The organism is Candidatus Cloacimonadota bacterium (assembly GCA_012522635.1).
Classification (GTDB): Bacteria; Cloacimonadota; Cloacimonadia; order Cloacimonadales; family Cloacimonadaceae; genus Syntrophosphaera.
Genome location: JAAYKA010000132.1, coordinates 1 through 20,135, shown reverse-complemented (window position 1 = coordinate 20,135; position 20,135 = coordinate 1). Strand labels below are relative to the sequence as shown.

Here is a 20,135-nt window from a genome sequence, read left to right as displayed (position 1 = left end):
ACTTATTTTATTTCTATATTGATGGGGCCTTTAGCGGTCCCTTTTTCTTCTTTTTCGGGTTCATCCGGCTCTTCCTGAATATCTTCGCAGGGACCGGATGAGACTGCCACTCTGGCGGCGCGAATCACTTTATCGTGCATTGTGTAGCCATTTTGGATGATGGCGGCAACTGTGTTTTCATCGTGGTCGCTGGGGATATGCGCCAAAGCGTCATGGAAAGCGGGGTCAAAAGCTTCGCCCAGCGCTTCGATTTTCTTCACGCCTTCACGCTCCAAAACCCCGCGCAATTGCTGGTCGATTTGAACCATGCCTTTCACGAAGGGGTCTTCAAGATTTTCAACGTGTTCCAGGGCGCGTTCAAAATTATCCGCCACATCGCAGATTTTCAGCGCCAAATCCTGGGTTGCCATCTTAATCCAATCGCTTTTTTCGGCGATACTGCGGCGGCGAAAGTTCTCAAATTCCGCCATCACGCGCAGATATTTATCGTTCATTTCGGCGATTTCAATCTCCAAATCCGCCAGCTTTTCCTCGGCGGTCTTATCCACTTCCACTTCAGGTGTTTGCACTTCTTTTTCCTGACTGTCTTTCGTCTTTTTCGTCATCAAAAATCCTTCCTTTTGGGAACCACCATGCCCTCGCGCGTGGTTTGGGTGATGGTTTGGGTAATATCCCGGATGAGCGGGATAAGCTTGCGATAGTTTGTGCGCAGCGGGGCTGCCACACCCAGATAACCAGGGATGCCAAAAACTTCGTAGCGGCTGAAAATGAGGCAAAAATCCTCCCATTGGGAAACATTGAAATCCTCTCCCATCAACACTTTCACCCCACCGCCGGAGCCGTGGGAACGCATCAGGTTCAGGATGGTGTCCTGCCTCTGCAACAGGTTCATGAAATTGAGGATATTGGTTTTGCTGTCAAATTCGGGCTGTTCCAAAAAGTTGATGCTCCCGTCATAATTTATGTAAAACCCACTCAGGTCAACAAATGCGCGGTGCAGCTCTCTTAAAAAAGCGCTCACCATGGGGTTGTCCCGGTGCATGTTTTCGCGCATTTCAATCAAAACGCGGTTCGCGATGTCATAGATGCGCAGTCCGGCAAGTTCATCGTTCAAATAGCGCACCAAACTGCGCAATTGGGCGTCCGTGAAGCTTTGTTCCAGCTTCATCACCACGGTTTTGTCCAAACCTGAATCCAGGCTCATCACAAAGATGTATTTTCCGTTGCCGATGGCAAACACCTCCAGCTTGGAAAGATAGCCGCCGGAGACCTCTGGCTCTGCCACAAAGCTCAGTTGGTCGGTTTCTTTTGCCAGCATTAACATGATATAGTGCAAAGCGAGCGGTGTATCGCGATAGTTTTGGATGAGCAAGTCGCGCAAACGGTCCATGTTCTCAAAGCTGGTTTTGGCGTGGTCAGCTTCGATGAGACGCAGGTAGCAACGATAGCCCTGTATGGTGGGAACCCGCCCGGCGGAAGTGTGTGGCTGGCGGATTAAATTCTGTTTTTCCAGCTTCATCAAATCCAGGCGCAGGGTTGCGGAGCTGACATCCTGCAGATATTTTTCGTTCAAAGCTCGGGACGACACCGGCTCATTATGCTCGATATATTCATCGATGAGGGCAGTCAAAGCAGCATCCATCCTCATCTTTATTTTGCTCATGCTATTTGTGGTCTCCTTTTATTTTAGCAATCGGGCAACCGAACTGCTAATTTATGGACAAGCTAATCGAAAGCCGATAATTGTCAATCGAAAAGTGAGACTGCTAAGTTTCGCGGCGGGGTGGCTCCCGCAGATGGTCGGGGATTTTGGTTCACGCAGATTGCGCTGATAAAGTGTCACGCCGATTACGCCGATTTTTTATTTGAATAGATTAGGGATGCACAGGATGATGAGGATGAAAAAGGGATTATTCTTGGGTTGTAGCGTTTTAACGTTTTATCGTTTTGGGGTGTCACGCAGATTATGCCGATAACGCTGATTTTAGGGTTGTGGGGTTTTATCGTTCCGCTGCGCGTCATTCTGAGCGTCAGCGAAGAATCCAGCCCGTGATTCTTAATAGATTAGGGATGCACAGGATGATGAAGATGAAAAAGGGATTACGTTTTAGGGTTTTGCGTCTTAACGTTTTAGGGTTCAAAAAGGTTGCTAACTAACTGCGGAATAGCGAGTTGGAACACCGGATTCATCCGGTCGTAGGTGCCAGATTCATCTGGCACAATGTTCTACCAACCGCCCACCTCCGCCAACCAGCATATAACCCCGAACAAGTCCGTCATTCTGAGCGTAGCGAAGAATCCAGGCCAAGGCAATAAAAATGTGCCTCCGACCACCCAAGTTATGTAAATACACACCCAAACCCGAGCCGACCCGTCATTCCTCGTTTCTCGGATTGACGCGTCGGGACAGGATTTCAGCCTAAGGGGCGTTTTAACGTTCCCCCGCGCAAGACGCTGAAAACACTGGCAACTCATCACTGAAAACCGAACACTATCCCAGTCCCCCAGTCATCTTTTTTTAGGAAAATCCGGAGCAGCGACCACCGCCGCCTGGTCAACGTATCCGTTTGTCTGGATGGCTGTTTGGGTTATGTTATCTGAAAAATAGTTCAGAATGGGATTTAAGTGAAGCGAGTGATAAAGCGAATCAGGCGCGTGATATAACCTTTTTGGAACCCCGGAAAGACTGTTGGAATCGGTTTGCATTGCGCTGTCTGCGGATGCTTAATCTGATGGCTTCGCACCCCAAGTAGGACAAAAAAATTGACATCTAAAGGAGCGACAAAATGTCTAAAAAGAAGAAACTGACAACCGTTTCCGGAATGCCGGTGGTTGATAACCAAAACGTTTTAACCGCTGGAAAACGAGGCCCCATCCTGTTGCAGGATATTTGGCTGGTTGAAAAACTGGCTCATTTCGACCGGGAAGTGATTCCCGAAAGGCGTATGCACGCAAAGGGTTCCGGTGCTTTTGGAACCTTCACCGTGACCCACGACATCACCAAATATACCAAGGCAAAACTTTTTGAGAAAATCGGCAAGAAAACGGATATTTTCGCCCGGTTTTCCACCGTCGCGGGTGAAAGAGGCGCGGCAGACGCCGAAAGGGATATTCGCGGTTTTGCCGTGAAATTTTATACCGAGGAAGGTAACTGGGACCTCGTTGGCAACAACACTCCGGTCTTTTTCATGAGAGACCCGCTGAAGTTTCCAGACCTGAATCACGCCGTGAAACGCGACCCCAAAACCAACCTCCGCAGCGCCACAAACAACTGGGACTATTGGACGGGACTGCCGGAAGCGATTCATCAGATAACCATCACCATGAGCGACAGGGGAATCCCATATTCCTACAGGCATATGCACGGTTTCGGAAGCCATACTTTCGCCATGTTCAACGCCGAAAACACAAAAACCTGGGTGAAATTTCACTGGGTTTGCCAGCAGGGAATCAAAACCCTGACGGATGAGGAATCCGAGGCCATCATCGCCAAGGACAGAGAAAGCCACCAGCGCGATTTATTTGACAATATCGAAAAGGGAAATTTCCCAAAATGGAAGCTTTTTATCCAGGTCATGACGGAGGAAGAGGCGGAAAAGCTGCCCTATAACCCCTTCGACATCACCAAAGTGTGGTATAAAAAGGATTTCCCGCTGATTGAAGTGGGCGAGATGGAATTGAACCGCAACCCCGAAAACTATTTCCAAGATGTGGAACAGGCGGCTTTCGCGCCGGCGAACATCGTTCCGGGAATTGGATTTTCACCCGACAGACTGTTGCAGGCAAGGCTTTTCTCCTATGGCGACGCCCAACGCTATCGCCTGGGAATCAATCACCACCAGATTCCGGTGAATAAACCCAAAAACGATGCCCACAGCTATCATCGTGACGGCGCCATGAGAGTGGATGGAAATCACGGCGGCTTATTGCATTACAATCCAAACAGCTTTGGCGAATGGGATGAACAGCCGGAATTCAAGGAACCGCCCATGGCGATTGAAAGCCCCGCTGACCATTGGGACCACCGCGAGGATGAGGACTATTACACCCAGCCCCGCAAACTGTTTCAACTGATGAGCAAAGAACAGCAAAAGGTTTTGTTTGAAAATACCGCCAGACACATGGGAGACACTCCCAGGGAGATTAAAATCAAACATATCCAGAGCTGCCTGAAGGTTGACCCGGAATATGGAAAAGGCATGGCGGAGGTTTTGAACATCCCCATGAGTGAAGTGGAATAAACCTCAGTTAATGAGTCAGATAGCCCGGATTAAGCCCCGGGCTTTTTCTATGGTTTGGGGATGGATTCAGGTTTTCAGCAGGTCCCAGACGATTCTGCCCAAAAGCAGCAGCAGCGCAAGGATGAAAAAAGGACGGACGACGCGGTTTCCATTTTTTATGACCAGCTTTGAACCCAACAGGTTTCCGGCGATTCCAAAAAGGGCGGCGGGGATGGCAAGCGTTAGCCAAACTTTTCCCGCCCAGAGGAAGGTGGCGAGCGCGGCGAGGTTGGAAGCGAGGTTCACGACTTTGGCGTTGGCGTTGGCAGTCACGAGGTCATATCTGAGCATCAGGGTGAAGGCGAGAATGAGGAAGATTCCCTTTCCCGGTCCGAAAAAGCCGTCCCAAAAGCCGATTAACAGCCCGGCAAGAGCGCCCAAACCGAGTTTTACCCCCGTTTTCAGCTCGTCGGAACGGTTTTGAACGCCGAAATCTTTTTTGATGAGGGTGAGGATGGCGATGAGGGGAATCGCCGCCAAAAGCAGTTTTTGCAAAAAAAGCGGGGAACTGCGCAGGGCGACAGAGCTGCCAAGATGGGAACCCAGCAGCGCCAGAGCCGCGCCGGTGAGCGCCAAAGGGAGGTCAATCATCCCCGCGCGCCTGTAGCGAACAACGCTGAAAACGGTTCCGAAGCTGGAAGAAAACTTGTTTGTGGCGAGCGCGGAGTGCATGGGCAGACCCGCCGCAACATAGGCTGGGAGCGAAATTAAGCCGCCACCGCCGGCAATGGCATCCACCAGCCCCGCCAAAAAAATGAAGGGCAGGATGAAGGCGAAATTTTGCCAGGCTATCCCAAGCGGGGTCATAATTCCGCTTTGAATTCCAGCTTGAGCGTGTGTTTCAGGCCTTGCTGGGGGTAGAGGTTTCCGCGGTATTCAAAGCTGGCGGAGCTGAAGCTGTTGAGCCGGTAAACCGCTGAGAGCGTCCAATTCAGCAGAATTCCGCCTCTTTTTTCGGGCAGGAAGGTGAGGAAATCGCTGCCTTCACGGCGGTTGTGACGAAAACCGAAGGAAGCGGAGGCGCGGGCGGTTTTTCCCCAAATTCCCCGGTAGCCGGGTTCAATTCCGAAGCTTTGCAGGCGATACTCATCCCCGCTTTGGAGCGCGAAACCCTGTTCCAAGCTGCCGCCGAGGGTCAAAAGCCCGGTGTTGTGGCTGCCGAAATTTCTTTGGGTGTAAATTTGGAAATCGTTTTTGTTCACCAGGGATTGATAGCGGGAATCCTCTTCGCGGCTGTTGGCATAGCTGAGCTTGAAGTTGTTGCCCGCCATGTTTTTAAGGTCGGTTTCCGCCGAGAGCAGCCTTTCCGAGGTGTGGGCCTGGCTTTGATAGCGGTTGTCTTGATTGCGGTTGAATTGCGCGCTCAGACTGCCCACAACCCTGCCGGGAAGGATGTCCAGCCAGAGGGTTTGGGAGGCGCGGCGATTGGCGTAGATGGCGCTGGGGCTTTCAAACATCGCCTGGGGCGTGAGGAGCCAGGGTTGCCAGCCCATCATCAGCGAATCCTGAAGCGAAGCCTGGAGGATGGTGTCCGCGCGCAGGCGTTTGAGCTTTGGAAAGTAGTTTCCGGGTTTGAGGTAGAGGCTGAGCTGGCCGTTGACTTCGGAGCTGAGGGTTCCTTTTTCGCTGGTGATGTAGGTCCAATCCCAATCGCCATCAGGGGTGTAAACTCCTGTGCTGTCGTAAAGTCCCAGACCGTGACCGATGTATTCCAGTTCGCGGATGCGGGGGAAGAATTCGGTTTGGTTCAGTTGGTAATTTCCCATCAGCATCACGGCTTGTTTCCAAAAGTAGTGGGAATTTCGCAGGGAAGCGAGGTTGTAGCTGTTTTTGATGCCATCGGAGCTGGTGTGTCTGTGGGTGAAATCGACATTTAAATTGTGGTCGAGGGTGGAACTGCTGTGTTTTAAAGCATAGGTTTGGGAGGATGTGGAAGGTGTCCAACCTTGGTTCCAGCGGCTGGAGGCATCAACGGTGTAGCTGAACTGAGAGACATGGTTTTTTTTGGGACTGCTGAAGCTGAATTGGGGATTGAGACGCTGATAGCGGCTGTCCGAGCTTTGGGGCAGGGAGTGTTTGAGGCTGTTGTGGTTCAAAAGCAGCTTGGCTTTAAACTGTCCCAGTTCCCAGCCGGCGCCGAGGTCGTGATATTGCATCAAGCTGGAAGGGCTTTCAGCGACGGGATTTTGCCAAGCCAGGGTGGAACGCAGGTCAAGAAAGGGAAGCAGGCTTTTTCCCTTGCTTTGAGAGGCCAGACGCAGCATTTTCTGGGTTTGAACGCCGGGAATATGGCTGTAACGAGCCAGGAGCCGGGGTTTCCACCAATTCAGGGCTTGGGAACCCAGACTGAAATCCAGCCGCCACTGGTCCAGAGAATCAGCCGGAGCAAGCAGGGAGAGGTCATATTCCTCCTCATATCCGGCTTCCTGACCAAAGAGGAAAAGGTCGGTCCAGCGTTTTTCAAAATCCAATCCCAGCCAGCTTTCCGAGCCTGTTTCCCCGGTTTTCAGTTTGGCGTGGGCATTGAGGATTCCGCTGAGGTTGTCCGCGTCGTCCAGGGTGGAAAGTGTGTTTTTGTCGTTGGCGCTGAAAAGGCCTTCCAAACCCAGTTCCAGCAAGCCTTTTTCATAGTCCAAAGCGAGGTCGATATTGGAACGCTGGAGGGGTGGAACCAGTCTCTTTTGGGGCAGCCAGGAGCCCATTTCGGTGCCCACATAGCGGAATTTCCCGCTGGAAAACTCCTCATAATCGCCGTTTCCGAGACCCACGAAGCTGAAAGTGAGGTTGTAGGCGGCGTCGGGAGCTCCGGGATTGTATTCAAAAAACTGGACGCCATCGATGCCTTCCTTCAAAATGTATTCGCCAAAGCCGGGTTCCACCTCGTTTATACCGCTGCCCCAAACCACACGGTCTCCTGCCAGGCTGAGAGAATCGAGGTCGGCAGGGCTGAAATCGTGGAGCAGGGGGTTGTTTTTGGCGTCGGCCTGCCAGATGAAGTGGTGGGAAAGCTGGAGGCCGGGCAAAATCTGGAAGCTGGAGGAATTGAACAGGGTGGATTGGCGGTAGTATTCATCTGAATATTGATACCAGGCGTTGATGAGGTCTGTGGAAACCACGAGGGTTCTGAACATGACGGAGCCATCGGAATAGTCGATGTAATAGTCCGTTCCGCGTTCCAAAAGCTTTCCATTTTGGTAGATGCTTTCGCTGCCGGCGATGACCAGGCAACTGCTTTGAAAGCCTGTGGGATTCAGGCGGTAGGGGCCTTGTTTGCCTTCAATGACCCGAATTTGCTGGCTGGCGGGTTTTCCAGAGGAGGCGGTGTAACCGGCTTGAACGAAGTGGTTTTGGCGCCACCAGGCGTTCAGGCCTTCGATATTGGCGTGGAAATTGATGTAGCGGGTTCCTATGAAATCCCAATCCAAATCACCCATGGCGATTTCATATTGGCGTCCGTAAACCCGGATAAAAACCTTGTCCAGGCTGCTCAGTTCCTTGGAATCGCCTTCGGGAGCGAGTTTTGATTGGCTGTCGGAGAGCCTGGCGGCGATATTGACATTTTTTCCCAGTTCGCCATCCAGATTCACGAACAGGGATTGTTTGAGGTCGAAGGAGCTTTCGTCTGAAAAGGAAATGGCAAAGGTTTTGGCGCCGGAGATGAGCAGTTTTCCATCATCGGGAATGAAGCTGCCGGAGCGGGGTTTTATGCTTTGGAAAAGGCTGTCCACAGGCTCGAATTCCTGATAGGTAAACCTGGGTGTGGTGAGTTCTGGAGGAACCAAAAGAGCGCTGATTTTCAGGTATTCAGTTTCGGGGAAACGCAGCAGGATGAGTTTTCCGGCGCGGTAATCCATCCTATAATCAAGACTTGGACGCAGAGCGAGGCTATCAGCGAAAACCAGCTCCGAGCCAACAATCAGCGGATGGTTCGCAATTTCATATTCAAATTGGTCGGGAAAAAGCGTCAGGGTTTGCTCCACCAACAAATCCAAACCAGCCAACGCGGCCAGGGGCAGGATTAGCAGAGCCAGGAAAAGGGCAAAACGGCGCACGCGTTCAAAGCTTGCGGATGACGGCAGTCACAACGCCCCACACGCTGAAATCCAGTTTGTCATCGATGTGGATGGGCGGATAGGCTTCGTTTTCGGAGAGCAGCCAAAATTCCCCATTTTCCACGTGTAGCCTTTTGATGGTGAATTCTCCGTCGTAAATTGCCAGAACCACCTTGTTGTTCGTGCCTTCCACAGCCCTGTCCACGATTACAATATCGTCTGGATAGATGCCGATTCCTTCCATGGAATCCCCTCCCACCCGCGCGAAAAAGGTGGCGGAAGGGTGTTTTATCAGGTATTCGTTCAAATCCATCGTCCCTTCCAGAAAGTCTGAAGCCGGGGAGGGAAAACCCGCTGGAACCTTGAGTCCGATTAGGGGTCGCTCCAGCGGTTCGCCCGGTGTGTAGCGGTAGATGGCTTTCACCGAGCCGTCGGATTTTATCTTTTTCTGCGCCATGGAATCTCTTTATAAAAATGGGCAGCCAACCGCCTCGCAAGACGGCTGACTGCCTTTTATGGAAATGTTATTTTATCTTTTTGAGGAGTTCAGTCGCGCTTTTGCCGTAATTGGGGTCGTTTTGGATGCGTTGGAGGTCGGTTTTAGCGGCGGCGTTGTTCTTTTTCATCAAATAGGCATTGCCGCGCAGAAGGAAGGCGGCGGCTTTGGATGAATCAATGTTGATGACTTTGGTGGCGTAGGTTATCACCTTGTCCCAGCTTTTGTTTTGGTTCCAGTGGTTCGCCAGAATCAGCGCCACGTCGGCATTTGGCTCAAGGTTCAAAGCTTTGTCGTAGAATTCAACCTTTTTGCTGTTGTTTTTCAGCTTGTCATAGTTGTCTGCCATAATCCGGTAGGCGAGGGCTTTGCTGGCGTTGTCCGGAGCAATGTCCACCAGTTTGTTCAGGATTTCGTTTGATTTGGTGTAGTTCTTGATGTTACGATAAAAATCCGCCGCGCGGGTGTAAACATCGACGTTTTTGCCCAAATTCATGGCCTGTTCATAATAGACGGCGGCGGTGTTGTTGTCACCATCATCCTGGTAGGCGTTTGCCAAAACGATGTAGGCGTTGGGGTCTTGGGAAGCTTCGGCATAGTCTGCCAAAACCTTGTAGGCTCGAACCTGGTCGTGGATGTCGTTTTTCAGGATGCTGTATTTTGACATCAGGACGTCGGCGTTTCCAGGCTCATAATGCAAAACGTTGTCGTAATAGCCCAGAGCCTGTTCGAAGTGGGAGGCGTTTTGGGCGGTCACGGCGAGGTTTTGATAGAGGTAAGAGACGAATTCATCGCGTTCCTGCGCGGTCATCGTGAGCGGTGTGAGGCTTTTATAGATGTTTGCCGCGCTTTCAAATTCGTCGATGGCGTCGGAATGGAATTCCGCCTGCACGCTTTCATTTGCCATGCGCATGTAGGTTACAGCGATGTTAATCTGGGTTTTTTCGATTTTTACGTCCACAGAATCAGTGGGCACCGCAAGGGGTTGAGCCTGTATGTAGTAATCCTTGGCTTGGTTAAAGAGCTCGAGCGCGCCATGAAAATCCTCATCTTCGAAAGCGTCTGACGCTTCCAGGGATGCCATGTCCGCCAGCTCCAAAGCCGTGGGTTCTGGTTCTTCGGGAATCTCGATCTTTTTGTTTGCGCTGCAGGCAGCCATTGCCAAAAACAGTGCCAGCAACAAGACCGACAGATAAGCTGTTTTTTTCATGATTTCTCCTTATAAATTTTAGAGAAATCCATAACTCAAAGCGGCTTATTTTGTCAATGTAAAAAGCAGCAGGGCATGGAAAAGGGGGTTTTTATTGATTTTTTTCGATATTTTAAGTCAAATGTCTTATTCTATATATACCAATGGCTTAGCCATATTCGCTGTTCAGGGCTGTGAAAAAAAAGTAGCTAAGTCACTGTAAAATCGACATTTTTTTGTTGACAGAATATCCAACCCGTGAATTTATAAGCCTTGTATTATCTCTTACTCTTCAAATTCAAAACCTAAGGAGGTAACATGAGCAGAGATGATTTGATCAAAAAGATCGCAGAAGATGCCGGAATTTCCCAAAAGACAGCCGGCATTGCACTCAAATCCATGATTGAGGGCATCACCCTCGCTCTCCAGAAAGGCGAAAAAGTGTCGCTGGTTGGTTTTGGTTCCTTCAGCGTTGTACATCGTAAAGCCCGTAATGGAATCAACCCCAAGAACCAAACACCTCTCAAGATCGCGGCTCGCAATGTCCCTGTTTTCAAAGCAGGCAAAAACCTCAAAGAAGCTGTGATGAAACCCAAGAAAAAGAAAAAATAACACTTAACATTCTAAAAAGAGGCGGGAAAACATCCCGCCTTTTTTGTTTGGCTGGAATTTTGGAGGATGTATTCAGGGTGACGTGAAAGGCTGAGATTAGCTGGGTTAATCAGACCTTGCCCTCTTGCCCCCTTATGTCTTCCTTATGTTTGAAAAGGTAATTATAAGTTAGACAAAGCTTTGGGACTAAGCGGGTTTTTTATTATTCTGTGATACCAAGACTTTGTGACAAGTCGGTAAAAACCCAGGAGGCAACAGTTTATGGGCTTAAAAAAACTGGACCCCGCCGATTTCCTTGGTCTCGAGCAGCGGGGTCCAAATTATAGACTATGGCTCAAAATATTAGTTAATTGAACCGTATCTCTTTCTATTCCAATGGCGATAATTCAGCAGAATTGGTGGCTATAAGATTGTTATCCTGATACATATTCACATGCGCAACAGCACCGTTGTCAACTTCGACAACTGCCACTTCCAACGTGACATTAACGGCTCTTGGGAACAAATGAAATAGCCCGCCTGTGAGATAATCAATACCCCAAAATAAAACATTTCCAAAATTCAATATACTGGCTGGATTGAATTCTTGAACAATTGGCAAAGTTTTTGTCTGATAACCTTCCAGTTTTATCTCAATAACGTAGCTATCATTTCTTTTTAAGACCAAGGTATCTGGTGTTTTACCGGTGGCAATCGGAAGGCCACTTCTGTTTTTGACAGTATAAGAGGCGCTGGGTGTACTGTCGATTAGGACAGTATCTGTCGAGCCTGTGAACATGGTGGCGCATCCAGTCAGCAACAACATTGCTGTCAACATTCCCAATACGAGTATTTTTTTCATAACTCACTCCTTTGTGAATCATTTAATTATTATAAAAGATATATCCTTCTGAAAAATCGGTTTTGCGTTCGATTTTCGTTCACGAAGACGCGGAAAGTCTCAAGATTATCAAGCACTTGTCCAGTTTTTATCTTTGAAGCATTGTATTATTCAAATCATCAAAAGAGCACCCTGCATTTTGTCAAGAGGATTGACGGTTTTAGGTTTTGTTTTGACCAGCAAGCTGTCGGGACTGACGTCTACATCGCAGGATTTGAGCTTGACATTATCCGGCACTCATTCCCAATAGGAACAAATATATGTTTGCCATCGTTTTAATAATTCAGACAGGCCGCTCCAGACGGAAGCGGGATGTTTGTATGGTAAATCTTGAATCGATGGATGACAAAACCACCAGAAACTGGAGGAACCATGAAAACATGGATTTTGGTTTTTAGTTTTTGCATTGTGCTGGGCATTAGTTTTGCCCAGTTTGCGGGTGGTTCGGGCACCGAGTCCGACCCCTGGCAGGTGTCTACCGCAAAACAGTTGGACAAAGTACGGAATTATTTGGGCGAATCCCATGAAGATAAACATTTCATCCAAACTGCGGACATCGATTTAGGTGTGGCACCTTGGAACCAGAGAGAGGGCTGGGCGCCAATAGGATATTGCGGCTATGATGAAAGAGACAGTTATCCCAATAATTATAAGTTTTATGGTCAATACAACGGAGACGGGAAGGTCATTTCCAACCTGTTTATAAACAGACCGGATAAAAGTTTTCAGGGATTATTTGGATATTCCGAAGGACAAATCAAGAATCTGGGACTCAAAGATGTCAATGTTAGTGGGGAAGTATATATAGGTGGCTTGGTGGGAGAAAATTTCGGTGCCATCAGCAATTGCTACATCACAGGCAGTGTTTTTGGAAGAAGTGCTACCGGTGGTTTGGTGGGAGATAATGACGGCACCATGAACAATTGCTACAGCACTTGCAGTGTCAGTGGAAAAGAATTTACCGGTGGCGTGGTCGGGTGGAATCGGGACAGCATTAGTAACTGTTATAGCACTGGCAATGTGAAGGGGGAATGGGCTATTGGCGGCTTGGCCGGGAATAATTGGGAAAGCATTAGCAACTGTTACAGCACTGGCAATGTGAACGGGAAATGGTTTGTCGGCGGCTTGGTGGGAGAAAATGGCGGAACTATTCACAACTGCTTCAGCAGTGGAAATGTGGATGGTGAAGACTATTGCGGGAGCTTGGTGGGAACCAGTGATGGCACCATCATCAACTGCTTCAGCACTGGCAGTGTAGGAGAATAGGATTGTACCTGCGGCTTGTTGGGAGAAAACGAACATGGCCGCGCTGAGAATTGTTTTTGGGATAAACAGAAACCAGTTCCGTCCAGCAGCAAAGGTGGAGCGGGCAGAACGACAAAAGAGATGGTTTATCCTCATGCGGCAAACACATACAGGGGATGGGATTTCCGGAATGTCTGGGTAGAGGATTCAACAGGGAAGATAAATGGAGGTTTGATTAAAATGAAAAATACAGGAAGATGGCAATCACTTTCACGGATTTGGCTCACATTTGGTCTTTGGGCGGCGGGTTTCACCAATACTGTTTTGGCGGCAAAAACTCCCGAAGCGCAAACAGCGGAGGAAGGCATGCCCATCTGGTTGCAGATTCTGCTCCCCATCGGGATTGCCCTGCTCATCTATTTTATTATCCAAGGGTTGGCTCGCAGAAGGAACATGAAAAAGGAAGAAATTGTGTTCCACAAGGAAGTCAGCGGGATGCCGGAATCCTCAAGGAGCGCGCCGCCGCCAGCCCCGAAGCCTGAAAAAGAGGAATGGACTTTTCCCGAGCGGGATGAAAAAACAGGCGAGTCCATCAAACTGCCCAAAGGCGCAAGCTGGGGGATGGTTGTTTTCGCGCTGGCAATCCTCAAAGCCCTCAGTCGCTGTTTACAATAGCTGAACTTTCCACATACAAAAAAAGCGCCTTGAACAAGCGCTAAAATACTGGTGGCGAGACCCAGAATCGAACTGGGGACACAAGGCTTTTCAGGCCTCTGCTCTACCGGCTGAGCTATCTCGCCACAAGCGAAGGCATAAACTTTCGAAGCCGGGATTTTGTCAAGATTTTTATCCGTCAGGTCAGCCGGAAACGGCTTAAAAACGGGGTTTTCATTGGTTTGAATTTTGGATATTGCCTTAAAGTGAGCCTGGTTCCAGCAAGATTCCCTCATCCTGTGTTTGAAGCGCCCTGCCGCGAATCAGCTCCCCCGGAGCCACCGTAGCTGGTGAAAACACACGGATATAATGGTCTGAAAGCCCGCTTGCCAAGCCGTCTGACAGGGTTTCACACACGGCGCGGAGCTCAATCCGCTTTTGGACCAATTTTTGGATATAGCCCTGCTTTTTTTGTTCGCTGAGTTCGGTGAGCAGATTCACGCGGCGGTTTTTTTCGTGATTCGAGATTTGACCCGGCAGTGAAAAAGCGGCTGTGCCTGGTCGACGGGAAAATGTAAAGGCGTGCAAGTATGCCAGTTCCAAGCTTTCAAGCAGACGCAGGGTGGCTTCAAATTCGGCTTCACTTTCGCCGGGAAATCCAGCAATCACATCCAGCCCAATCGCCGCGTTGGGAAAGCTTTGCAAAATTCTATGGATGAGGTTTTGGAATGCCGCCACGTCATAGGATCTGCCCATGCGTTTCAGAACGCTGTCAGAGCCGGATTGGAGCGGTATGTGGAAATGGGGGCAGAGCTTTTCACAGCGGCTGACACGGCGCAAAATATCGGGATGAAATAGCTCCGGCTCGATGGAACTGAGGCGGATAAACTCCAGCCCATCAATCTCTTGCAGGGCTTCCACCACGTCTGCCAAATTGCGGTTTCCATCCTTGTAAAGCCCCAGGTTCACACCGCCCAACACGATTTCACGATAGCCGTTTTGCGCAAAAATCCGGGCTTGTCCCACCACGTCTTCATAGCTGGCGGAGCGGCTGTTTCCACGTCCCAAAGGCACTGCGCAGTAGGCACAGCGAAAGTCGCAGCCATCTTGAATTTTCTGGAAGGCGCGGCTGCGTTCCAACATTCCTTTCACGGGACGGTGATGATAGTTTTCGCAAGCCATGATATCTTGGAAAACATAATCCGCATCTTCCAGCAGGACAGCAATATCCGCTTTATTTTGGTTGTCGGCGATGAGGTCGATGTCTCCCAACTCGCGGATTTCATGGGGAACACGCTGGGCAAAACAGCCGGTCACGACCACTTTCACCCTGGGGTCTTTCTCTTTGTGTGCCAAAGCCTTACGGATGAGATTGCGGCTTTTGAAATCGGTGCGTCCGGTCACAGTGCAGGTGTTAATCACATAAATATCCGCTTCCGAATTGAAGGGCACAAGCTGAACTTTTTCCTGTTCAAAACCCGCGGCAATGGCGGCAGATTCGTAGGCGTTGGTTTTGCAGCCGAGGGTGGCGATGGCAATCCGCTTCATTTTGAAAGCCGGCTCAAAAAAGTGTATATCGCCTGCGCGTAAAGACGGTGTTCCACCTCCAAAACCCGCGCCGCAACTTCATCTGGACAGGCGCAGGCGGAAATATCGGTCTCGTCCTGCAACACGATTTCTCCGTGGTCGTAAATGGGGTCAACCAAATGCACAGTGGCGCCGGAATGTTTTTCCCCGGCCTCAAAAACAGCCTCATGCACCCGCGAGCCATACATACCCTTGCCTCCAAAAGCCGGAAGCAGCGCTGGATGGATGTTCAAAACCGGCACCCCGACGCTCTCCAAAAAAGAGCGGGAAAGCAGCTTCAAATATCCCGCCAGGGCAATCAAATCAATCTTTTCCTGCAGACAAAGCTCCAACAAAGCCTTTTCCCGGGCAGCGGATTCTTTTTGAGCCAAAACGTGGCAGGGGATACCCAGTTCGGCGCAAAGCCGCACCACCGGCGCTTCGGGATGGCAAGCCACTGCAAAGGCTATCTTTATGGGCCAGCCTTCTTCTTCAAAAACCCGGTGCAGGGCGCGCAGATTTGAGCCGCGGCCTTTTCCACCGGTCAAAACCGCTATTTGCCAGGTTTTAGGCGCAGTTCGTTCCATTGCAAATCCGAGATTTCGGATGGCGCGCCGCTCATCAGGTCTGCCGCTTTCAAGCTTTTTGGGAAGGCAATCACATCCCGGATGGATTGGGCGCCAGTCATCAGCATCACCAGTCTGTCGATTCCAGGAGCGATTCCTCCATGTGGCGGTGTGCCATATTTCAAGGCTTCCAAAAAGAAGCCGAAACGCTCCTGAAGCTCTTCCTCACTGAATCCCAGGATGTCGAAAATCTTTTTCTGCAGGTCAAAGCGATGACAGCGGATGCTGCCGGAGGAAAGCTCCATACCGTTGCAAACCAAATCGTAGAGCTGGCCAATGATTTGACCATATTTTTCAGGCTCGTCCAGCCAGGGGATGTGTTCCTCGCGTGGCAGGGAAAACATGTGGTGAGCGGGTTCCCAGCGCTGTTCTTCCTCGTTGTATTCAAAAAGCGGGAAATCCGTAATCCAGGCGAAGGCATAGCTGTCTTTGGGGATAAGTCCCTGCCAGATAGCCACTTCGTTGCGGATGGCAGCCAAAACTTTGGAAGCCATGTTATATGAATCCGCCACGATGGCAAGCAGGTCGCCGGGCTGGGCTTGGCTGAGTTCGATGATTTGTTGGGCTTCCTCATCGCTGAGGAACTTGCTGATGCCTGCTTCCAAGCCGTTTTCAGCAACTTTGGCAAATGCGACACCCTTGCCGCCGTTATGTTTTGCCAGTTCCACCAATTCATCCTGCTGTTTGCGGCTGAATGCGGCTCCGCCGGGGATGGCAACGGCCTTCACCACGCCTTTTTGGTCCAGAGCGCCACGGAAAACTTGGAACTGCGAATCTTTGAGGCTCTCGCTCAGGTCACAGAGTTCCATCCCAAAACGCAGGTCTGGCTTGTCACAGCCAAAGCGTTCCATCGCTTCACGATATGTCAAACGCGGGAAGGGAAGCTGCAGCTCAATCTCCAAAACTTCCTGGAAAAGTGTGGCAAACATGCGCTCCAAAAGCTCGTAAATCTGCTCCTGGGTGGCAAAGCTCATTTCCACATCCAACTGGGTGAATTCCGGCTGCCGGTCTGCGCGCAGGTCTTCGTCACGAAAACATCTGGCAATTTGGAAATAGCGGTCGAAACCGCCAATCATCAGAAGCTGTTTAAACATTTGCGGGGATTGCGGCAAAGCGTAAAATTTACCCGGCTGAACCCGGCTGGGTACGAGATAGTCCCGCGCTCCTTCCGGTGTGCTTTTCATCAGGATGGGCGTTTCGATTTCGTAAAAACCCTCCGCGCAGAGGAAATCCCGGATGGATTTGATAATCCGATGCCGCATCAGGATAATCTTTTGCAGGGCGGGGCGCCGTAAATCCAGATAGCGATATTCCAGGCGCAAATCCTCATCCGCCATGGCCAATTCCGTTGTTTGGATGGGCAGCGGCTGGCTGTCATTTAAGATAACCAGCTCTGTGGCAATGATTTCAATGGCGCCGGTCGCCATGTTTGGGTTCAGGTTATGAGCATCACGCGGTGCCACGGTTCCTCTGAACGCTGCCACATATTCATTGCGCAGCTTTTCCGCTTTGGCAAAAACGTCCGCTGTTTCAGGACGCACCACCACCTGCACCAATCCGCTCACGTCGCGCAGGTCGATGAAAATCAGGCCGCCCAAATCACGACGTTTGTTCACCCAACCCATCACCGTGACGGATTTTCCGGCATCAGGCGCGGCAAGCTGGCCGCAAAGGTGGGTTCTTTGTAAGTTTCCCAGGTTGTCCAACATATTCTTTATACCTTGATTTGATTCATTTGAAAACGTATGATTTTCCCAGAGCTTTGCCACGTTCGAGGTTCACCCGGTGCAGCAAAACCCAGCCCAAAACGAAGAAAATACCCAGTGAAATGATGGCGTAGCTTTGGTTTCCGCTCATCAGGGTAACCTGCCCATAAACGAAGGGGCCGATGACAGAAGAAATCCTTCCCACCAGGGTGTAAAAGCCAAAAAACTCAGCCTGACGGTCCAGCGGAGTAAGGATGGAAAGCATGGTGCGGCTGTTTGCCTGGCTGCTTCCGATGGCAAGTCCTGCCAAAAATCCCAGCGCGTAATATTCCTTGGCGCTGCCGCAGAAAAACGCCCAGACAACCACGCCAATCCACACCAGCAGGGAAAAACTCAGCGAAAAACGCACATTGAATTTGTCCGAAATCCAGCCGAACACCACCGCGCCCAGCGTGGATGTCAGTTGCGCCAGGATGAAAAAGATAATCAGGCTCTGCTCGCCCATCTGGAAACGGCTTTCACCATAGATGGCGGCAAACGCGATAACTGTATAGATGCCAATGTTATAGAAAAAATAGCTCAAGAGGTAGCCCAAAAGGTCGGGCATATTTTTCAAATGCTTCATGGTGAAGGCGATACGCTCGAAAGCCACCTTGAAATAGTTGGTTTTGGGAACCTCGCCCTTCTTTTCTTTCAGCATAAAAAATGTGAGCAGGGAAAAGATGAACATATGCGCCCCAATCATCGGCCAGACCCAGCGGATATTGTTTTTCACCAGCGGAAGCGACACCGCCAACGACACCAAACCGCCGATGTAGCCGAGTCCCCAGCCATATCCAGAGATTTTTCCAATCGTTTCCGGCGTGCTCACTTCCGGCAAAAATGCATCGTAGAAAACCAGCGCGCTGTTGAAGGAGGTGTTGGCGATGATGAAAAGCACCATTCCCAAAATAAAATCACCCGTGCCGGCAAAATAGAGCAGAGCGGTGGCGGCAACAGTGAGCCAGGTGAAACCAAACAGGAATTTCTTTTTGGAACGGGAATAATCCGCCATCGCGCCCAAAATGGGAGCGGCGATTGCAGCCAAAGTCATGGAGATGGAAATCGCCAAAGACCAGTAGTATTCACCACCCTGGGGACGTCCCGCAGCGATGCTTTTGGAAAAAAACACGCTGAAAACCACCGTGACCATCACGGTTACGAAAGATGAATTGGCAAAGTCGTAGAACATCCAGCCAACTGCTGACTTGGATGGTTTCATGAAGCTGTCTCCTCAAAATTTAGGGGTTCCAAGCCAGGCCACTGCGCGGAAAGTTCCTCACGTGGGCTGGCGATGAAAATCTGGTAGCGCTGGTCAACGAAATCCGCAATCCGGCGCGCGTTGGGGGCATCCAATTCCGCTAAAACATCGTCAAAAAGCAGGATGGGGCGGATGCCGGTGAGATTCTCAATCAGGGCTGCCTGGATGAGCCTTAAAACAATGACTGTAATCCGTTTTTGTCCCTGTGAGCCGAAAGTTTTCAGGTTGTATCCATTCAGGCAAAATTCATAATCATCGATGTGGGCGCCGCAAAGCCCGCGCTGGGCGTTTTTTTCCATGGGTTCCAGGCTTGCCACCAGTTCTTCCATCTTTTCCAAGCTGTCGGGATAGCCCTGCTGAGTTTGAGGCCGATAAACAAGCTGGAGGCTTTTAACCGGCTCCAAAACCTCGGGATAGCTCTGCGCCAAAGCTTTGTTCACCTCTGCCAAATAGCGATTTCGATAGTCCAACACTTCCAACAGCAATTCACAAAAACGTCTGTCCCAGCTTTTTTTCACCAGGGGGGCAAAACTGTTTTTCAGGAGGCTGTTTCGCTGTTGAACCACGTGCAGATAATCCCGCAATAATCCAACGTAAGCGGGATAAATTTGAGAAACACAGAGGTCAAAATATTTGCGTCTGGAGCTGGGTGAACCATCCACCAGCATGGTATCATCCGGCGCGGCATACACAACTTTCACGCGTTCATAAAGCTTGCTGAGCTGACGTATGGGGTCACCATCGATTTTGAGAAACTTCCTGCGCTCTCTCCAGGCAATCTGGATTTTCAGTTCCAAGCCGGAATCGTTCAGAAAATCTCCGTTCACCCCAAATTCATCGCTGCCTTTTTTCAAAACTTCATCGTCGCGATGGAAGCGCACGGATTTTCCCAATCCGCAATAGGCAATCGCTTCCAGCAGATTGGTTTTACCAAATCCGTTGGGCGCGATAACCAGGTTTCCCGCCGGATTCAGGCAAAAACTGGCTGTGGCGTAGTTGCGGAAATTCGCCAGATGAAGCTGTTTCAGAACCAATCGTTAAGACCGCAGCGGCATCAAAAGGAAGGTGATTTTTTGATTTTCCGGCTGGGGCTCGTTGTAAATCATCAACGGTTCCTTGGGGCTGCCCAGCTTGATGCAAACCTTTTCTGTATCAATCACATCCAAAATGGAAACCATGAAGCGATAGTTGAAGGAAACCGCTGTTTCCGCGCCCGTGTATTGATATTCTTCCACAAATTCCTTGGCGTCGCCGGTGTCGCGGTTGCTGGTGTTAATCTCAAAATTTTCGGCGCTAATCTCGAAGCGGATGCGGTTGTTATCTTCGGGAGCCACCAAAGCCACACGGCGGATGGATTCCAGCAAACGCTTGCGGGAAACAATCACCTGGTTCGGCAGGTCTGCCATGAAAGCTTTTTGATATTCCGGATATTTTTGGTCGATGATGTTGGAAATAATGGTGAAAGAACCGTAGCTCAACACAATCTTGCTGCGTTCCATCAACACTTTCAGTTCCTTGATGGAGGGGTC

Annotated in this window: 17 protein-coding genes and 1 tRNA gene; 4 read left to right on the top strand and 14 right to left on the bottom strand. The window is 50.2% G+C overall.

What is annotated here, in order from left to right; genetic code table 11:
* Positions 1–2 precede the first annotated feature (2 nt).
* Together GX135_06890 and hrcA are read right to left on the bottom strand one after the other, a co-directional pair.
* Positions 3–605: a nucleotide exchange factor GrpE gene (locus GX135_06890; protein ID NLN85809.1), complete on the bottom strand. Its 603-nt coding sequence runs from the start codon at positions 603–605 to the stop codon at positions 3–5.
* The gene (gene hrcA, locus GX135_06885; GenBank protein NLN85808.1) at positions 605–1,663 is read right to left on the bottom strand and encodes a heat-inducible transcription repressor HrcA; all 1,059 of its coding nucleotides are present in this window, start codon (positions 1,661–1,663) and stop codon (positions 605–607) included. Before hrcA ends, GX135_06890 begins: the two co-directional genes overlap by 1 nt.
* Before the next feature lie 1,123 nt (positions 1,664–2,786).
* Here hrcA and GX135_06880 point away from each other — a divergent pair.
* Entirely contained in the window at positions 2,787–4,241 is a 1,455-nt protein-coding gene (locus tag GX135_06880; GenBank protein ID NLN85807.1) for a catalase, read from the top strand.
* A 66-nt stretch (positions 4,242–4,307) separates the two neighbouring features.
* Here the strand turns inward: GX135_06880 and GX135_06875 are convergent, their stop codons facing one another.
* From GX135_06875 to GX135_06860, 4 genes are all read right to left on the bottom strand, one after another.
* Positions 4,308–5,102, bottom strand: coding sequence for a TSUP family transporter (locus GX135_06875; protein ID NLN85806.1), 795 nt, complete (start codon positions 5,100–5,102; stop codon positions 4,308–4,310).
* Positions 5,084–8,332: a hypothetical protein gene (locus GX135_06870; GenBank protein ID NLN85805.1), complete on the bottom strand. Its 3,249-nt coding sequence runs from the start codon at positions 8,330–8,332 to the stop codon at positions 5,084–5,086. The genes GX135_06875 and GX135_06870 overlap by 19 nt, the downstream gene beginning before the upstream one ends.
* Before the next feature lie 4 nt (positions 8,333–8,336).
* Positions 8,337–8,789, bottom strand: a complete 453-nt coding sequence (gene umuD / locus GX135_06865; protein ID NLN85804.1) for a translesion error-prone DNA polymerase V autoproteolytic subunit — start codon at positions 8,787–8,789, stop codon at positions 8,337–8,339.
* A gap of 67 nt (positions 8,790–8,856) precedes the next feature.
* Positions 8,857–10,038: a tetratricopeptide repeat protein gene (locus GX135_06860; protein NLN85803.1), complete on the bottom strand. Its 1,182-nt coding sequence runs from the start codon at positions 10,036–10,038 to the stop codon at positions 8,857–8,859.
* 297 nt (positions 10,039–10,335) lie between these two features.
* Between GX135_06860 and GX135_06855 the strand changes: the two genes are divergently transcribed.
* Positions 10,336–10,629, top strand: coding sequence for an HU family DNA-binding protein (locus GX135_06855; protein ID NLN85802.1), 294 nt, complete (start codon positions 10,336–10,338; stop codon positions 10,627–10,629).
* Between the two features lie 367 nt (positions 10,630–10,996).
* Here the strand turns inward: GX135_06855 and GX135_06850 are convergent, their stop codons facing one another.
* A complete protein-coding gene (locus GX135_06850) occupies positions 10,997–11,470 on the bottom strand; it encodes a hypothetical protein (GenBank protein ID NLN85801.1) in 474 nt (157 codons plus the stop codon).
* Positions 11,471–11,881: 411 nt separating this feature from the next.
* Between GX135_06850 and GX135_06845 the strand changes: the two genes are divergently transcribed.
* On the top strand, positions 11,882–12,775 hold the full coding sequence (locus GX135_06845) for a hypothetical protein (GenBank protein ID NLN85800.1): 894 nt from the start codon (positions 11,882–11,884) through the stop codon (positions 12,773–12,775).
* Positions 12,776–12,994: 219 nt separating this feature from the next.
* Positions 12,995–13,429, top strand: coding sequence for a hypothetical protein (locus GX135_06840; GenBank protein NLN85799.1), 435 nt, complete (start codon positions 12,995–12,997; stop codon positions 13,427–13,429).
* Positions 13,430–13,478: 49 nt separating this feature from the next.
* Here the strand turns inward: GX135_06840 and GX135_06835 are convergent.
* The 7 genes from GX135_06835 to GX135_06805 all read right to left on the bottom strand — a co-directional run.
* Positions 13,479–13,554: transfer RNA gene (locus GX135_06835), tRNA-Phe, on the bottom strand.
* Positions 13,555–13,669: 115 nt separating this feature from the next.
* Positions 13,670–14,956: a tRNA (N(6)-L-threonylcarbamoyladenosine(37)-C(2))-methylthiotransferase MtaB gene (gene mtaB, locus GX135_06830; protein NLN85798.1), complete on the bottom strand. Its 1,287-nt coding sequence runs from the start codon at positions 14,954–14,956 to the stop codon at positions 13,670–13,672.
* On the bottom strand, positions 14,953–15,561 hold the full coding sequence (locus GX135_06825; GenBank protein NLN85797.1) for a phosphoribosylglycinamide formyltransferase: 609 nt from the start codon (positions 15,559–15,561) through the stop codon (positions 14,953–14,955). The genes mtaB and GX135_06825 overlap by 4 nt, the downstream gene beginning before the upstream one ends.
* The gene (gene aspS / locus GX135_06820) at positions 15,528–17,309 is read right to left on the bottom strand and encodes an aspartate--tRNA ligase (protein ID NLN85796.1); all 1,782 of its coding nucleotides are present in this window, start codon (positions 17,307–17,309) and stop codon (positions 15,528–15,530) included. The genes GX135_06825 and aspS overlap by 34 nt, the downstream gene beginning before the upstream one ends.
* A gap of 22 nt (positions 17,310–17,331) precedes the next feature.
* On the bottom strand, positions 17,332–18,567 hold the full coding sequence (locus GX135_06815; GenBank protein ID NLN85795.1) for an MFS transporter: 1,236 nt from the start codon (positions 18,565–18,567) through the stop codon (positions 17,332–17,334).
* Positions 18,564–19,640: a DNA replication and repair protein RecF gene (gene recF / locus GX135_06810; GenBank protein ID NLN85794.1), complete on the bottom strand. Its 1,077-nt coding sequence runs from the start codon at positions 19,638–19,640 to the stop codon at positions 18,564–18,566. Before recF ends, GX135_06815 begins: the two co-directional genes overlap by 4 nt.
* 3 nt (positions 19,641–19,643) lie before the next feature.
* Positions 19,644–20,135: DNA polymerase III subunit beta (locus GX135_06805; GenBank protein NLN85793.1), on the bottom strand; the 492-nt coding region annotated here is incomplete at its 5' end.